General features: G+C 59.2%; 16 protein-coding genes. 7 read left to right on the forward strand and 9 right to left on the reverse strand.

The features are described from left to right. Positions 1 to 38 precede the first annotated feature (38 nt). Positions 39 to 1,871: an excinuclease ABC subunit UvrC gene (uvrC, locus tag BHU62_RS00425; RefSeq protein ID WP_073528633.1), complete on the reverse strand. Its 1,833-nt coding sequence runs from the start codon at positions 1,869 to 1,871 to the stop codon at positions 39 to 41. Further along, positions 1,864 to 2,520, reverse strand: coding sequence for a UvrY/SirA/GacA family response regulator transcription factor (uvrY, locus tag BHU62_RS00430; RefSeq protein ID WP_073528634.1), 657 nt, complete (start codon positions 2,518 to 2,520; stop codon positions 1,864 to 1,866). Before uvrY ends, uvrC begins: the two co-directional genes overlap by 8 nt. A 716-nt stretch (positions 2,521 to 3,236) precedes the next feature. On the opposite strand from uvrY, the gene BHU62_RS00435 reads away from it, so the two are divergent. After that, positions 3,237 to 3,461: a DUF2594 family protein gene (locus tag BHU62_RS00435; protein ID WP_004927950.1), complete on the forward strand. Its 225-nt coding sequence runs from the start codon at positions 3,237 to 3,239 to the stop codon at positions 3,459 to 3,461. A 121-nt stretch (positions 3,462 to 3,582) separates the two neighbouring features. Beyond that, positions 3,583 to 3,924: a GlpM family protein gene (locus tag BHU62_RS00440; RefSeq protein ID WP_073528635.1), complete on the forward strand. Its 342-nt coding sequence runs from the start codon at positions 3,583 to 3,585 to the stop codon at positions 3,922 to 3,924. Positions 3,925 to 3,941: 17 nt separating this feature from the next. On the opposite strand, the gene BHU62_RS00445 is transcribed toward BHU62_RS00440, so the two are convergent. Continuing rightward, a complete protein-coding gene (locus tag BHU62_RS00445) occupies positions 3,942 to 4,373 on the reverse strand; it encodes a hypothetical protein (protein WP_073528636.1) in 432 nt (143 codons plus the stop codon). Positions 4,374 to 4,542: 169 nt separating this feature from the next. Then, positions 4,543 to 4,857, reverse strand: a complete 315-nt coding sequence (locus BHU62_RS24550) for a hypothetical protein (protein WP_078061984.1) — start codon at positions 4,855 to 4,857, stop codon at positions 4,543 to 4,545. Between the two features lie 541 nt (positions 4,858 to 5,398). Between BHU62_RS24550 and BHU62_RS00450 the strand changes: the two genes are divergently transcribed. Beyond that, the gene (locus BHU62_RS00450; RefSeq protein ID WP_073528637.1) at positions 5,399 to 5,758 is read left to right on the forward strand and encodes a hypothetical protein; all 360 of its coding nucleotides are present in this window, start codon (positions 5,399 to 5,401) and stop codon (positions 5,756 to 5,758) included. 39 nt (positions 5,759 to 5,797) lie between these two features. Here BHU62_RS00450 and BHU62_RS00455 read toward each other — a convergent pair whose 3' ends face one another. From BHU62_RS00455 to BHU62_RS00470, 4 genes are read right to left on the reverse strand one after another with little or no spacing between them, the layout of a single operon-like run. Beyond that, a complete protein-coding gene (locus BHU62_RS00455; protein WP_073528638.1) occupies positions 5,798 to 7,066 on the reverse strand; it encodes an FAD-dependent oxidoreductase in 1,269 nt (422 codons plus the stop codon). Beyond that, positions 7,059 to 7,319, reverse strand: coding sequence for a (2Fe-2S)-binding protein (locus BHU62_RS00460; RefSeq protein WP_073528639.1), 261 nt, complete (start codon positions 7,317 to 7,319; stop codon positions 7,059 to 7,061). Before BHU62_RS00460 ends, BHU62_RS00455 begins: the two co-directional genes overlap by 8 nt. Next, positions 7,316 to 8,440 (reverse strand): NAD(P)/FAD-dependent oxidoreductase, encoded by a 1,125-nt coding sequence (locus BHU62_RS00465; RefSeq protein WP_073528640.1) that lies wholly within the window; start codon positions 8,438 to 8,440, stop codon positions 7,316 to 7,318. The genes BHU62_RS00460 and BHU62_RS00465 overlap by 4 nt, the downstream gene beginning before the upstream one ends. Further along, on the reverse strand, positions 8,440 to 9,387 hold the full coding sequence (locus BHU62_RS00470; RefSeq protein ID WP_073528641.1) for a 4-hydroxyproline epimerase: 948 nt from the start codon (positions 9,385 to 9,387) through the stop codon (positions 8,440 to 8,442). The genes BHU62_RS00465 and BHU62_RS00470 overlap by 1 nt, the downstream gene beginning before the upstream one ends. A 389-nt stretch (positions 9,388 to 9,776) precedes the next feature. Here BHU62_RS00470 and BHU62_RS00475 point away from each other — a divergent pair, with 389 nt between their 5' ends. Next, positions 9,777 to 10,631, forward strand: coding sequence for an AraC family transcriptional regulator (locus BHU62_RS00475; protein WP_073528642.1), 855 nt, complete (start codon positions 9,777 to 9,779; stop codon positions 10,629 to 10,631). A 17-nt stretch (positions 10,632 to 10,648) separates the two neighbouring features. On the opposite strand, the gene BHU62_RS25160 is transcribed toward BHU62_RS00475, so the two are convergent. Further along, positions 10,649 to 10,810 (reverse strand): hypothetical protein, encoded by a 162-nt coding sequence (locus BHU62_RS25160; RefSeq protein ID WP_171971275.1) that lies wholly within the window; start codon positions 10,808 to 10,810, stop codon positions 10,649 to 10,651. 29 nt (positions 10,811 to 10,839) lie between these two features. Between BHU62_RS25160 and BHU62_RS00480 the strand changes: the two genes are divergently transcribed. The 3 genes from BHU62_RS00480 to BHU62_RS00490 are packed head-to-tail and all read left to right on the forward strand — an operon-like array spanning position 10,840 to position 15,038. Next, the gene (locus tag BHU62_RS00480; protein ID WP_073528643.1) at positions 10,840 to 11,760 is read left to right on the forward strand and encodes a dihydrodipicolinate synthase family protein; all 921 of its coding nucleotides are present in this window, start codon (positions 10,840 to 10,842) and stop codon (positions 11,758 to 11,760) included. A 54-nt stretch (positions 11,761 to 11,814) separates the two neighbouring features. Continuing rightward, the gene (locus BHU62_RS00485) at positions 11,815 to 13,428 is read left to right on the forward strand and encodes an aldehyde dehydrogenase (NADP(+)) (protein ID WP_073528644.1); all 1,614 of its coding nucleotides are present in this window, start codon (positions 11,815 to 11,817) and stop codon (positions 13,426 to 13,428) included. Between the two features lie 44 nt (positions 13,429 to 13,472). After that, positions 13,473 to 15,038, forward strand: a complete 1,566-nt coding sequence (locus tag BHU62_RS00490) for an APC family permease (RefSeq protein WP_073528645.1) — start codon at positions 13,473 to 13,475, stop codon at positions 15,036 to 15,038. Positions 15,039 to 15,056: the final 18 nt, after the last annotated feature.

Raw genomic sequence — 15,056 nt, forward strand, 5'->3', positions numbered from 1 at the left:
GCTGGAGTGGAAATTAAGAGTATGTTGCTACATTGCCCTCAGTGTTTCAATGCATTGTAGATCTTTTCTGCCAATGCTTGTGAAATACCCGGCACTTTTGCAATTTCCTCCACGCTGGCGTTCAACAAAGGTTGCAGTCCGCCCATATACTTCAACAGCACCTGACGCCGCTTTGGTCCTACGCCCTCAATCAGCTCCAGCGCGCTGGTATTTCTGACTTTCGCCCTTCTCTGCCGGTGACCGGTGATCGCATGATTGTGCGAGTCATCGCGAATATGCTGGATCACATGCAGCGCCGGGGAATCCGACGGCAGCGAAATGCCCTCGCCTTCGGGCACAAAGAACAGCGTCTCTAACCCGGCCTTGCGATCGGCGCCTTTAGCGATACCGATCAGCAACGGTTTGTTCTTATCCCAGGTGACATTAAGCGATTTGAACACCTCGATCGCCATGCCGAGCTGCCCTTTTCCGCCGTCGATAAAGATGACGTCCGGGATTTTTTTCTCTTCGAGCGCCTTGCCATAGCGGCGCTTCAGCACCTGCGTCATCGCCGCGTAGTCATCGCCGGGAGTGATGCCACTGATATTGTAGCGCCGATACTCCGCGCGCACCGGGCCATTACCGTCGAACACCACGCATGAAGCGACGGTCTGCTCGCCCATGGTATGGCTGATATCAAAGCACTCCATGCGGTTGATTTCCGCCAGGTTCAACACCTTGGCCAATTCCGCCAACCGTTGATGGATAGTCGACTGCTGTGAAAGCTTGGTCGTCAGCGCCGTTGCGGCGTTGGTGCGCGCCAGCTTCAAATAGCGGGCACGGTCACCGCGCGGTTTGCTTTGGATCTGAATCTTGCGCCCCGCCAGCTCGGAGAGTGACTCGGCGAGCAACTCTTTTTCCGGCAGGTTGAAATCCAACAGGATCTCGCCCGGCAAGGTGCGCGCCTGGCTGCCTTGCAGGTAAAACTGGCCGACAAAGGTCTGCACCACTTCGCTCATCTCCGTGCCGCCCGGCACTTTAGGGAAATAGCTGCGGCTGCCCAGTACCTTGCCCTGGCGGATGAACAACACATGCAGACACGCCATGCCGGCGTCGAACGCCACACCGATCACGTCCAGATCGTCGCTGTCACCCGAGACGAACTGGCGCTCTGTCACGCGGCGCACGGCCTGAATTTGATCGCGAATGCGCGCCGCCTCTTCAAAATTGAGCAGTTTGCTGGCCTCCTCCATGCGCGCAATCAGCTGGTGCAACACCTGCTGATCTTTGCCGGACAGGAACAGCCGCACATAGTCCACCTGCTGCCGGTATTCCTCTTCGCTGACCAGGCCGGCGACGCACGGCCCCAGGCAACGGCCGATCTGATATTGCAGGCACGGGCGCGAGCGGTTGCGATACACGCTGTTCTCGCACTGGCGGATCGGGAACAGTTTCTGCAACAGCGCCAGCGTTTCACGCACGGCGTAAGAGTTGGGAAAAGGACCGAAGTATTCGCCCTTGGCGTGTTTGGCGCCGCGATGCACGGCCAAACGGGGATGGTTATCCGCGCTGAGGAAAATCAACGGATAAGATTTATCGTCTCGCAAAAGAACATTATATCGCGGTTGGTACAATTTAATGTAGTTATGTTCCAACAACAGCGCTTCTGTTTCGGTATGAGTAACAGTTACGTCTATTTGTGCGATATTTTTAACCAGCGTCTCGGTTTTACGGCTGCTGACCTGCTGCCGAAAATAGCTGGCGAGACGCTTTTTCAGGTCTTTGGCTTTACCGACGTAGATCACCGTGCCCGTGGCGTCGTACATACGGTAGACGCCGGGCTGGCTGGTGACGGTACTCAGAAAGGCTTTGGCATCAAAACGGTCATTCACTGCTTAACAACGTCTCCGCATTGAACAATCCATGTCGGATGGCCAGGTGGGTCAGCTCAACGTCGCCGCTGATATTCAGTTTGCTGAACATACGGTAACGGTAGCTGTTCACCGTTTTCGGGCTGAGACTCAGTTGCTCCGAGATCTCGTTCACTTTTTTACCTTTGGTGATCATCAACATGATCTGCAGTTCGCGCTCGGACAAGCAGCTGAACGGCGTTTCGGTCTGCGGCTCCAGCTGGCTCAGCGCCATTTGCTGGGCGATATCAGACGCGATATAGCGCTGCCCCGCATGCACGGAACGCAAGGCGCTGATCACTTCCTGCGGCGCGGCCCCTTTACTCAGATAGCCGGCGGCCCCCGCTTGCATCACCTTGGCGGGCAATGGGTTTTCAGTATGGATAGTGAGCATGATGACTTTGACGTCGGGTGCATAACGCACAATCTTGCGCGTGGCTTCCAGCCCGCCAATGCCCGGCATATTCATGTCCATCAGCACGATATCAACAGCGTTGCCGCGGCACCATTTCACGGCATCTTCACCGCATTGCGCCTCACCGACAACTTTTATACCTTTGATATCTTCAAGAATGCGTCGTATCCCTGCGCGCACCAGTTCGTGGTCATCAACAAGAAGAACGCTAATCAAGGAAAAATCTCCAAAAAAAGGGAGTAACGCAATCAGCCTCTGTTTTCGCCAGAGATATTACTTGTTTTTCAGACAAGAATGAACACAGATTAATACATACTCCCAAATAACTTTGCGGAGCAGAGCTGATTTTTCAATTTTAGCCGTCTATGCCGCCGATAAATCACCGCTATAGAGAAGCACGGGCGGCGAAAATAATCTCACTGCACCGCAGCGCCAGACACAGGATAGCGCAACAATCATGCCGCAGGGGGGGAATCAGTGTAAGCAATCACGGTATGAATAATATTACCACGGCAGTTGGCTATTTGTAATCATTTGATATTTAAGCCAACGTAAAAAACACCCTCGCCGTTTGCCCAGCGCCCGGCGCAAAAAACTATTATTCTCACTGAACGTCGGCAAAATCGGTGCCATCCACCGCGGATAATTAAAATAATCCTCAATGGCTCAACAATAACCTGCCGGACAAATACTTGTTAACCGTCTCAAAATAACTTGCGATTATCGATTAAGTGGAACATGAAAGGCTGCAGTGTAGGCGCGCTGTGCCCGCCGGTGCGATCCAAGCAAGCCCGGTGCAGATGACTGGCGCATGCTATGCTATACTCCGCGCCCAGTTAAATTCGCCGCCGCGCATGAGGCGACCTTCACCCACGCGCGGTGCGCCAAAGCAGTTTGTATCAGGCTACGGCCTCAAAAATTCAGGAGAGAAAATGAGCAACGTTGACTTCACTACGTCTGCAAACCCGGAAATCTTGGCGACTGAGGTTGCCTGCCTCAAAGCCACGCTGACGCTGATCCTGAAGTCGATCGGCCAGGCCGACGCCGGAAAAGTCATCATCAACATGGAACGTTTCATCGCCCAGATTGAAGACCCGACCCAGGCGGAAATCTTCAAGAACAGCATTCAGCAAATCAAGCACGCTTACCGTCAGTAAGCGTTGCCTCTCAGACCCGCGGTTCACGCGGGTCTGTTTTCCCCCACGCTACGTCACCCCCCATTGATCTCACTGGTGCTTTCGGGCAGTGTGTTGGCTTTCCCCGACACCCGAGACCGTTATGGGTATTCTTGTCAAAGCGCTGATCGGCGCGCTGGTTGTGGTTCTAATCGGCCTGCTGGCCAAAACACGTAACTATTATATCGCCGGATTAGTGCCGCTCTTCCCCACGTTCGCCCTGATCGCCCATTACATTGTCGGCAACGAACGTTCGATCACGGCGCTGAAAACCACGCTGGTTTTCGGCATGTGGGCGGTCCTGCCCTACCTGGTGTATTTGATTTCGCTGTACTTCCTGATTAACAGCCTGCGGCTGTCATTGGCGCTGGGTGCGGCGGTGCTGTGCTGGATCGCGGCGGCGTGGCTGCTGATCACGCTATGGGGATGGTGGCAAGGGCGTTGACGCCCTTGCCCGGTTTGTCACGGCCGCCCGGCCTGCAGAACGAAGCCGCGCTGCCGGTCGCCGGCGATGCGCAGATAACGGCTTTCACCGGCGCGCAAGGTCATAGGCACACTGCCGCCGGTATCGCGCCAAATGCACAGATGATTCTCGATCATGTCTTGCCCGATACTGATCGACGTATTGCCTGGCGGTACACGAAACTCCGCTTTTTCTTTCGCGCCCAGCGAGGCGGCAAACTCCCCGTTGACGTACACGCCGGTGCGGCAACTGCCCGCCAGCATCCCGCTGTCACGCACCACCACCACCGTGGCGTAAGGCGTATCCGGGATATTCTGATAGAGCATCAGACGGCTTGGGGGCGGTAACTCAGCCTGTTGCGGCGGCACGGCTTGAGTCGCGCACCCCGTCAACAGTGCAGTGGCGAAAAACAACGCGGCGTAATGCTTCATCCTTGGCTCCTGAAAAATAATGCTTATCGTAACAAGAGAATAGCCTGCGTCAGTAGTGCTTATGCCGCAAAGACGAAAAAATCGGATAACTTCCCTTGCCGCTGACCACTCACTTGATGATAAGAAGAATCTGTATTAAACGTCTTGAAACAAAGGTGATTTTACGGTTTTAAAACTTAACCATGCCGCGTTGGATATCTGCCGCAAACACGCCACTGACATAGTTGAAACCATCCGGCGTGACGTAAACCCGGGTATGGCCGCTATCCGATAACACCGCCACCATATATCCCAGACTGATCATTTCATGTGATGGAACATTCATCGGCGTAAGAAACCCGCGCCCGCGACACCACTGATAAAAGCGAGTCCGTCCATACCCCAACACGGTGCCGACGTCAGCGAGGTGCTTGAAAGTATCATAATCCTCTGATGGTGAAGGTAAACCGTCATTACTTGCAGGCGTTTTCTTTATCCCAGACAAAATAAACTCCTTTTTTGCATCTGTCGCTAACGGTTATCCTTCATCTGCGTTGAATTTAAAAAATCCGGTTTTGAAATGCAAATGAATTCCCTATATCAAAAAAGTATTTCATGGATAACCATTAAAATAAAACCACAATAAAAAAACAGAAATAAAAAAATAAGACATTAATACCGAGCATTAACGCTTTGGCATAGGTAAATATCCTAATTTAATACCTTCTTTACGTCGGACAAGAAAATAATTAGCTTGCATATTATATTTTCTCTCTCAACGATAAGACTGTGTCCTACCCATGACAATCCAGGGGGCAGGCAAAAACAATCGCCACATCTGCTCCGCCCCAGCGCTGGATAACGGCTCCCCACAGGCTTTCCTCAGTTCAGGGTATCGCTTCTCAAGACCGCGGTTTCTCAATCGCACCTAAACAATAACCATTATCATTTCCAATTAAGCCGCTAGTTGATTACACTTTTTCGCGTCGCTGGTTGGGAATATTCCTAGGCAGCGCCCCCAGGAGAGAGGAAAAGTTAGGGACACCATGAAGAATCGCCGTTGTTTGATTTTATTGCCGCTATTGATGATGACCGCCTGCACCCAATGGGAAAGGCCCGGCGCGGTTGAAAGTACCCGGGAGGCTGAATATGCCGAATGCCGCAGCCGCGGCTACGATCGTTTCCCGCCGGATGTCGTGCGGGACGTGGAGTTCAGCTACGAAAACAAATACATCCCTTGCGAGAAAAATAAGAAAGATTGCCCATCGGGATACCGCTATGACAAAGAGCCGTCAATTAAGACAGTGCAGACCGATCGCAATCAGTCCGCCCGAGATGCCACCATCGAAGCCTGTATGTACGGCAAAGGCTGGCGAGAGAAGACCTATTATTGGCCGCAATGGTAATATGGCGGCGTTTTCCTAAGGCAAACGCCGCTAACTCGCTCATGTGCCGTCATCACCGCAGCGTAGCCCCAGAGCAGCCAACGTTTGCGTACGCACCGGCGTTAAAGGAACGCGCGGCGGCGGTAAAGGCCAGCCAAACAGTTGTCTTGCCGCCGTCGCGCAAATTTTGCCCTGGCATGCCCCCATGCCGCAGCGGCTGCTCAGCTTGGCCGCGTTCCAATCCGGCAAACCACTTACCTGCCCCAGCGCAACATCTTCACAACGGCACAACAGCGTCTGCGGTTTAGCCAGTGAATGCAGGCTTTCATCGAGCGCAAAGGCGGTTGCCACCGCAGCGGCGAACCCCCGCCATTGCCGCCGCTGCCTTGCCAGGGAATCGGCTTTTTCCCGCTGCCCGGTGGCGACATAACCGGCGATGGTACCTTCGGTTAACGCCAATTCACTACCGCCGATGCCGGTACACTCCCCGGCGGCATAAACGTGCGGTTGGCTGGTTTGCTGCCAATGATCCACCGCCACGGCGTCGAGCTCGATCCGACACCCCAGCAGCATCGCCAGTTCAATGTTCGCCACCAAACCGAAACCGCAGGCCAACCTGTCGCAGGCGATCGTTTTCTCCCGCCCGCCGCTATTGACGCGTACCGAGGTTAAACGTTCTTGCCCCAACGCCGCCAACACCCGGCTGTCTGCACGATAGCGGCGCGACATCAGAGAAAACGCCTGAGGCAGCTTGGCCGGCCAGCGCCATAAACCGCCGGTGAACGCCGCCAACCGCCAAAGCGGCGCCTGTTCCGCCACCAGCACTACCTTGCCACCGCCCTGTTTCACGCTGTTAGCCACCGCCAGCAGCAGCGGACCGCTGCCTGCTATCACCACCCGCTCGCCGCGGATCGCCAGCCCCTGCTTAATTTGCGCCTGCAGACCACCGGCGCCGGTTACCCCCGGCAGCGTCCAGCCGGGAAACGGCAGCAGCAGTTCACGTGCGCCATTGCATAGAATCAGCTTTTGATAGCGAATCACGCCACAGCCTGCGGCGTCTTCATACGCCAATCGGCCAGCGCCGCACTGCGCCACCAGCTTGCAGCCGGACTGCAGCGCGATGTTTTCCCGCGCCGCCACCGCCTGTTGATAGCGGCGCGCAGATTCAGGCAGAGCCACCTGCGGCCCGCCGCGCCAGATTTGCCCACCGGGGTGAGGATTATCATCGATCACCCTCACCTGGCAGCCGCTTTCCGCCGCCGCCAGCGCCGCCGCCATGCCGGCCGGCCCGGCCCCAACGATCAGCACCTCACAGTCGAAATCACTCATCATCGCTCCTATCAATGCGCATGCCGGATTGGCACAACGTCTGGCACGCCAGGCGACGCAGGCCGTTAATGGTTACCCGACACTCCTGACAAATGCCCATGCCGCAAAATGGCGCGCGCGGCTGGCGTGACACCGACAGCCGACAACGATCCGCGCCGCACAAGCTGAGCGCCGCCGCGACGCTGATGCCGACCGGCACCCGGTAGGGTTCGCCGTCGATGCTCAACGTGAGCGTATCTTGACTTTCATTCATGCCGACAGCTCCTCGGCGGCAAACGCCCGCGCCGCCAAATACGGGGTATCGTTAATCTCCGGCGTTTTCTGACCGATCTGCGCGGCGATCAGCGCGGCGCTGCCGAGGGCGGTCGTAACGCCCAATCCCTCATGCCCCAACGCCAACCACAGCCAGGGATGGCGCGGATGCGGCCCCAGCAGCGGCAATCCGTCGACAGAAGCGGCACGCAGTCCGGTCCAGCAGCGAATGATGTTCATCTGTGCCAGTGCGGGCAAAAAATGCTGCGCGCGTGTGAGCATCGATGCCAGCAACGGCAGATCCAACGCCGAATCGACGGCATCAAACTGGCGGGAAGAGCCAATCAGCCATTGCCCGGTGGGCCGCGCCTGCACGTTGAACGCCACCGACGTGCCGTCGCTGGCATGCGCGCTGGCGCCGTACCCCAACTCCACTAGCTGATGCCGCACTCGCGACGGATAACGATCGGTTATCGCCAGATGCCCCTTCTTGGCGCGCAGCAACGGCTGCGACAACAGACTGTTGGCCCGCAAACCGCAGGCCATAACCACCACCGGCGCCGCCAGGCGCCTGCCGTCCACCAGCCGCACCGCCTTTTCTTCCAGCGCTGCCGCTTCGCCATACACCACGTCGATCGCCGCGCCACCGTCGGCCAACAGCCAACGCGCCGCGAGCGGCGCATACAGAATGCCATCGCCCGGCACCCGCAGCCCACCGGCCAGGCCGTGTCGCAACATCGGCTCCGTAGCGGCGACCTGCTTTGCCGTCAGCAGCTCCGCCGTCACGCCCTGCTCCGCCAACCTATCCCGTTTTTGCTCGGCAATAGCCATTTCATCCGTTTTATCCGCCAGCCATAACGTACCGCAACCACGCCAGGCACACTCTTCAGGCATGCGCCCCGTCACTTCGCGCCACAACCGCAGCGAATAAGCGCTCAACGCCAGCTCGGCCGGATTATCATCCATGCACACCAGATGCCCCATGCCGGCTGCGGTGGCGCCGGCGCGGCGATCGTCCACCACCGAGACGCGATACCCTTCCAGCGCTAACCGCCAGGCACAGGCGGCGCCGATGATGCCGGCACCCACCACGATGGCATCGGTTCCCCTTCCGCCTCCCATCAGCGTATTCCCCAGACAAAGGGATCGCGCTCATCGAGCAGCAGTTGGCTATCGGCGCACACATAGGCCTGCCCGCGAATAAAGGGGGTAATGCGATCGCCGTTCCAACGGTAATAGGCCTGGAATTCGCTGCCGATCACGCTGGCCTGCCGCCAATGCGTGTCCGGCGGCAGTTTGCCGTCCGCCGCCAGACACGCCAGCTTGGCGCTGGTGCCGGTACCGCACGGCGATCGATCGTAGGCTTTGCCGGGGCACAGTACGAAGCTGCGGCTGTCGGCCTGCGGATCGTCACCGAACAGTTCGATATGGTCGATCGTCCCGCCGTCTTCGCCGCGGATGCCCGCCTGTTCTAATGCCTGCTGCACCGCCCATGTGAACGCGGTCAGCGCCTCCAGATTTTGCTTATCGATGGGCAACGGGGACTCGCCGATCAGAAAGAACCAGTTACCGCCCCAAGCGATGTCGCCCGTCACCGGACCATGGCCCGCAACCTCAACCTGCACCAGGCGGCGGTAACGATAAGCCGCCACGTTCTCTACCGTGACACTGCCATCGTCATGCAGCGTGGCGTTGACCGGGCCGACCGGGGTCTCGATCAGATGGCGACCGGCGTGAATGCGCCCCAGGTGCGCCAGCGAGGCGATTAGCCCAATCGTGCCGTGGCCACACATTCCCAGATAACCGGTGTTGTTGAAAAAGATCACCCCGGCGGTGGCCTGTGGCGAGCAGGGACGACACAGCAGCGCCCCCACCAGCACGTCATTGCCGCGCGGTTCGAGCATCACCGCGCAGCGCCAGTCGTCATAATGTTGTGCGAAACGCGCCCGCCGTTCCGCCATGCTGCCTTCGCCGAGATCGGGGAAACCTTCGACGATCAGCCGGGTCGGCTCTCCGCCGGTATGAGAATCGATCGCCCGCAAAGCGGTGATATGCGCAGAAAGTGCCATCGGCGTCTCCTGGGTTAATGAGATGTTACCAACAGCGTTAAGCCTGAACGAATGCGCGCATGACGGCTTGATGCGTTTCGGCGTGGCGAATGAAGAAATCAGCACAGTGACAAGAGTCGGGCCTGATGCGCCACTATTATGTGCTTAGCGAAATTCATGTTAATAATTTATTTATCATGGTGTTATCTCATCACCAACCCCATGCGTAGCGAGAAACGCCGCAGTTTTCAAGCAACCGCCACACGCCACCCGGCAAAAGTATGCGGCAATCCGCATATTTGGCAGCCGGCCGGAAATAGCGCTTGATTCGTTACGGAAAAGTTAATATTGATGCGAAAGCGCCAACCTGGCCGCCTGTTTTTCCGGCTAACGACCGAAAAGGGACTGCTATGCGACCCACTTCAAGCCATCAGCATCAGGTTTCTCTCTCGCCGCCTGCGCTCGCGGAGCTGCCGGAGCAGGAGGACGTTTTCGCCGTCGAACATCTGTCGCGCCTGTGCGACGGGCTGGCGCAGCAGCGCCCGAACAACCTGCGCGATCTGCTGAATACGCTGGCGCTGATCGCGCCGTTGCTGAACGCGATTCCCAACGTGGTGTTCTTTATCAAAGACGCCCAGGCACGTTACCTGCTGGCCAACCTGACGCTGGCCAGGCGTTGTGGTTTCAAGACCGTTACGCCACTGCTGGGCAAGACGTCCGCCGACGTGTTCCCCGCTCAGCTCGGATCCGGCTACACCGAGCAGGATCTGCGGGTGTTGCGCCACGGCGTGCTGATCCAGGATCAGCTGGAAATGCACCTGTACACCGGCCGTGAAACCGGCTGGTGCCTGACGCAAAAGCTGGCGCTGTACGACGCGCAGGGCAAAATCATCGGCATGGCGGGCATTTCACACGATCTGCAGGAGGCCAAGGCCAATCACCCGGCTTACCAACGGCTGGCGGCGATCGATGTGCACATCCGCCGCCATTACGCCCGGCCGATCGCACTTGAGGAACTGACGGTGCTGACCGGGTTGTCGGTGGCGCAGATCGAACGCTACTGCAAGCGCATCTTCCACCTCACTCCGCGGCAGATGATCCACAAAGTGCGACTGGAAAAGGCCACGGAACTGCTGGCCGGCGACCTGCCAATCACCGATATCGCGCTGCAGTGCGGCTATACCGATCACAGCGCATTTAGCCGCCAGTTCAAAGCGATGACCGGCTCCACGCCGCGTGATTTCCGCCTGACGCTTTCCGCTTAATGCGCTGATTTACCCGATTAACGCATCCTTTTCACGGCGCGCCGGCGCCCGGCTTTTTCACGCCCGTTTTCCGGCGCTATTGTGCCAATTTCGTCGCGGCAATCGGTGAAAACCGTCAAGCCTCCCTGCGCAATACCGGTCAATCTGTCGGTGAGCTTAACCAAGGGTTCACCTTTCATTAACACTTTCGAACGACAGGACAAACACGATGAGCCATAAAGCCATAAGCTGGAGCGGCGTATTCCCGGCGGTGACAACCCAGTTCCGCAACGATTTCTCTCTGGACCTCGACGCCACCCACACGGTGATCAAAAACCTGGTGCGCGACGGTGTATCCGGCCTGGTGGTGTGCGGTACCGTAGGTGAAAACACCTCGATGACAGTACAGGAAAAGCTGGCGGTGATCGAAGTGGCGAGAGACGCCGCCGACGGCAAAGTCCCGGTGATCGCCGGCATCGCCGAGTTCACCACCGCCTTCGCGCAGAATATGGCGCGTGAAGCGCAAAAGGCCGGCGTCGACGGCATTATGGTGATGCCGGCACTGGTCTACTCTGCCAAGCCGCACGAAACCGCCGCGCACTTCCGCAGCGTCGCCGGTGCCACCGACCTGCCGATCATGGTCTACAACAACCCGCCGATTTATAAAAATGACGTCACGCCCGACATTCTGACTTCGCTGGTCGACTGCGAGAATATCGTGTGCTTCAAAGACTCCTCGGGCGACACCCGTCGCTTTATCGATCTGCGCAACGAAGTCGGCGATCGCTTCGTGCTGTTCGCCGGGCTGGACGATGTGGTGCTGGAGAGCATCGCCGTCGGTGCGCAGGGTTGGATCTCCGGCATGTCCAACGCCTTCCCGCGCGAGGGTGAAACCCTGTTCCGCCTGGCGAAGGAAAAACGCTATGAGGAAGCGCTGGCACTGTACAGCTGGTTCATGCCGCTGCTGCATCTCGATGCCCGTCCCGATCTGGTGCAGTGCATCAAGCTGTGCGAACAGCGGGTGGGCCGCGGCAGCGCCGTCACTCGCCCGCCGCGTCTGGCGCTGCAGGGGGAGACGCTCGCCGAGATCAACGCCGTGATCGATAAAGCGTTGGCCGCTCGCCCCGCGCTGCCGAACGTCGGCCTGTAGCGCCTTCACCGCCCGGCCACGCCGGGCGCCGCTCTTTCTCTACCGGGGGTACCGATGCCCAACGATCGCCACGCCGCCATCAGCGGCCAACAATTTATCGGCGGCCAGCGCCGCGCCGAAGGAGACGCGACGCTGCTCAGCCTGCGCGCCGACGATGGCCAACCGACCGGCTACCGTTTCCACCAGGCCACGGAGGCAGAAGCCGCCGCCGCCGCCGAAGCCGCCGCTGCGGCCTTTACGCCTTATTCGCAACTCAGCGCCGAGCAACGAGCGAACTTTCTCGACGCTATCGCCGAGGAGCTTGACGCGTTGGGTGACACCTTCTTCACCTTCGTCACGCAGGAAACCGCCCTGCCGCCGGCGCGGTTGAGCGGCGAACGCGCCAGAACCAGCGGCCAAATGCGGCTGTTCGCCACGCTGCTGCGGCGCGGCGACGTCGAGGCGGTGCGCATCGACTGCGCGCTGCCGCAGCGTTCACCGCTGCCGCGCCCCGATCTGCGCCAATACCGCACGGCGATCGGCCCGGTGGCCGTGTTCGGCGCCAGCAACTTCCCGCTGGCATTCTCCACCGCAGGCGGCGATACCGCCGCCGCGCTCGCCGCCGGCTGCCCGGTGGTGTTCAAGGCGCACAGCGGCCATATGATCACCGCCGAACTGACCGCCCTGGCGATCGAGCGCGCACGGGAACGCATGGGAATGCCCGCCGGCGTTTTCAACATGATCTTCGGTCACCGCGTGGGGGCCACGCTGGTGCAACATCCCGCGATTCAGGCGGTGGGATTCACCGGCTCGCTGCAAGGCGGCCGGGCGCTGTTCGATCTGGCTATGCAACGCCCCCAACCTATCCCGGTCTTCGCCGAAATGTCGAGCATCAATCCGGTGGTGATCCTGCCGCAGGCGCTGGCGCGGCGCGGGCAACAAATCGCGCAGGAACTGGTTTTCTCCTTCACGCTCGGCTGTGGCCAGTTTTGTACCAAACCCGGGGTGATCGTCGCGCTGCGCGGCGCGGATTTCGATCGGTTGGCCGAAACGATGAGCGCGTTGGTCAACGCCGCCGAACCGCAGCCAATGCTGAATGCCGGCACGCTGGATCACTACCGCGACGGGCTTGCGGCCCTCGACGCCCATCCGGGCATACGGCGGCTGGCGGGCCGAAGCGAAACGCTGCCCCACCAGGCGGCGGCGCAGCTGTATCAGGCCGAAGAGGCGCTGCTGCTGGCCGATCCGCTGTTGCAACAGGAGGTGTTCGGCCCTGCCTGCGTGCTGGTGGCGGTAGACAGCGAAGCGCAGCTGCATACGGCGCTGGCGGCGTTGCAAGGCCAGCTGACCGCCACGCTGCTGGCGGATGACGGCGACCTCGATGCAGCTGCCGGGCTGGCGGCACTGTTGGCTCGCAAAGCCGGCCGGGTGTTGTTCAACGGCTATCCGACCGGGGTGGAAGTGTGCGACGCCATGGTGCACGGCGGCCCTTATCCGGCGACCAGCGATGCGCGCGGCACTTCGGTAGGGACGCTGGCCATCGAGCGTTTCCTGCGGCCGGTCTGCCTGCAGAATACCCCTGCGGCGCTGTTGCCACCGCCACTGCAGGACGCCAACCCGCTCAACCTGCTGCGGCTGGTGAACGGCGTTTACACCCGAGATCCCCTTGTTTCACCAGCCCAAAACTAGCCTGGCCGCATCTGCCTGCCACTCAATAACAAAAGGGTAATACCATGACAACCCAAGGCAAATTCAAGAAGCAGCTTACGCTCACCGATCTGACGTTCATCGGTCTGGGCGCCATATTCGGTTCAGGCTGGCTGTTCGCCGCCAGCCATGTCTCCTCCATCGCCGGCCCGGCTGGCATCTACTCCTGGCTTATCGGCGGTCTGGCGGTGCTGCTGCTCGGCATCGTCTACTGCGAGCTCGGCGCCGCCCTGCCGCGCGCCGGCGGCATCATTCGCTATCCGGTGTTCTCGCACGGCGAACTGATGGGTTATTTGCTGGGGTTTATCACGCTGATCGCCTTCTCCAGCCTGATCGCCATCGAGGTCGTCGCCGCCCGGCAATACGCCGCCGCCTGGTTCCCGTTCCTCAGCCAACCGGGTTCCGGCGACCCGACGCTGCTCGGCTGGCTGGTACAGTTGGCGCTGCTGTGCTTTTTCTTCGCGCTCAACTATTACAGCGTCAAAACCTTCGCCAAATCCAATAACCTGATCAGCGTGCTGAAGTTTCTGGTGCCGCTGTTGGTGATCGTGGTGCTGTTCAGCTTTTTCAAACCGGAAAACCTGCACAGCCAGGGCTTTGCTCCCTTCGGTTCCGCCGGGGTCGAAGCCGCCATTTCCGCCGGCGGCATCATCTTCGCCTACCTCGGGCTGACGCCGATCATTTCGGTCGCCAGCGAGGTGCAACGGCCGCAACGCACCATTCCCATCGCGCTGATCCTGTCGGTCGTGCTCTCCACCATCATCTATGTACTGTTGCAGGTAGCGTTTCTCGGCAGCATTCCCAGCGAAATGCTGAGCGGCGGCTGGGTCGGCATCAGCCAACAGTTCTCCCTGCCGTTCCGCGACATCGCCATCACGCTGGGCATGGGGTGGCTGGCGTTCCTGGTGGTCAGCGACGCGATCGTTTCGCCGAGCGGCACCGGCAACATCTATATGAACGCCACGCCGCGCGTGATCTACGGCTGGGCGCGCGCCGGCACCTTTTTCAAACTGTTCACCCGGGTAGATGGCGAATCCGGCATTCCACGCCCGGCGCTGTGGCTGACCTTCGCGCTCTCGGTATTCTGGACGCTGCCGTTCCCATCGTGGGAAAAACTGATCGGCGTGGTGTCCGCCGCGCTGGTGCTGAGCTACGCCATCGCCCCGGTCACCGCTGCCGGATTGCGGCGCAATGCGCCCGACATGCCGCGCCCGTTCCGGGTGCGCGGTTTCTGCGTGCTCGGCCCGCTGTCATTTATCATTTCAGCGCTGATCGTTTTCTGGTCCGGTTGGGACACCGTTTCCTGGCTGCTGGGTTTGCAGATCCTGATGTTCTTCATCTATATCCTGTTCAAAAATCAGGTGCCAACCCACGCCGTCAGCCTAAAACAACAGATTTGGTCCTCACTGTGGCTGATCGTCTTCTATGCGCTGGTGATCGTCGTCTCTTACCTCAGCAGTTTCGGCGGCATCGCTGCTATCGCCCATCCGTGGGATACCCTCACCATGGCGGTGATTGCGCTGGTGATCTATTACTGGGGCGCCTACACCTGTTTACCTCAGGCCAATTTTGTCGGCGATGAAGAAGAATGAAACCAGGGAGGACATTGA

It is taken from the genome of Serratia marcescens (genome assembly GCF_001902635.1).
Classification (GTDB): domain Bacteria; phylum Pseudomonadota; class Gammaproteobacteria; order Enterobacterales; family Enterobacteriaceae; genus Serratia; species Serratia marcescens_F.

Bases quoted from the DNA above. Each gene is read 5' to 3' on its own strand.
- BHU62_RS00490 (WP_073528645.1), top strand. From the start codon at position 13,473: ATGACAACCCAAGGCAAATTCAAGAAGCAGCTTACGCTCACCGATCTG.
- BHU62_RS00475 (WP_073528642.1), top strand. From the start codon at position 9,777: ATGCGACCCACTTCAAGCCATCAGCATCAGGTTTCTCTCTCGCCGCCT.
- BHU62_RS00435 (WP_004927950.1), top strand. From the start codon at position 3,237: ATGAGCAACGTTGACTTCACTACGTCTGCAAACCCGGAAATCTTGGCG.
- BHU62_RS00485 (WP_073528644.1), top strand. From the start codon at position 11,815: ATGCCCAACGATCGCCACGCCGCCATCAGCGGCCAACAATTTATCGGC.
- BHU62_RS00480 (WP_073528643.1), top strand. From the start codon at position 10,840: ATGAGCCATAAAGCCATAAGCTGGAGCGGCGTATTCCCGGCGGTGACA.
- BHU62_RS00445 (WP_073528636.1), bottom strand. From the start codon at position 4,373: ATGAAGCATTACGCCGCGTTGTTTTTCGCCACTGCACTGTTGACGGGG.
- BHU62_RS00465 (WP_073528640.1), bottom strand. From the start codon at position 8,440: ATGGGAGGCGGAAGGGGAACCGATGCCATCGTGGTGGGTGCCGGCATC.
- BHU62_RS25160 (WP_171971275.1), bottom strand. From the start codon at position 10,810: ATGAAAGGTGAACCCTTGGTTAAGCTCACCGACAGATTGACCGGTATT.
- BHU62_RS00455 (WP_073528638.1), bottom strand. From the start codon at position 7,066: ATGAGTGATTTCGACTGTGAGGTGCTGATCGTTGGGGCCGGGCCGGCC.
- BHU62_RS00470 (WP_073528641.1), bottom strand. From the start codon at position 9,387: ATGGCACTTTCTGCGCATATCACCGCTTTGCGGGCGATCGATTCTCAT.
- BHU62_RS00460 (WP_073528639.1), bottom strand. From the start codon at position 7,319: ATGAATGAAAGTCAAGATACGCTCACGTTGAGCATCGACGGCGAACCC.
- BHU62_RS00450 (WP_073528637.1), top strand. From the start codon at position 5,399: ATGAAGAATCGCCGTTGTTTGATTTTATTGCCGCTATTGATGATGACC.
- BHU62_RS00440 (WP_073528635.1), top strand. From the start codon at position 3,583: ATGGGTATTCTTGTCAAAGCGCTGATCGGCGCGCTGGTTGTGGTTCTA.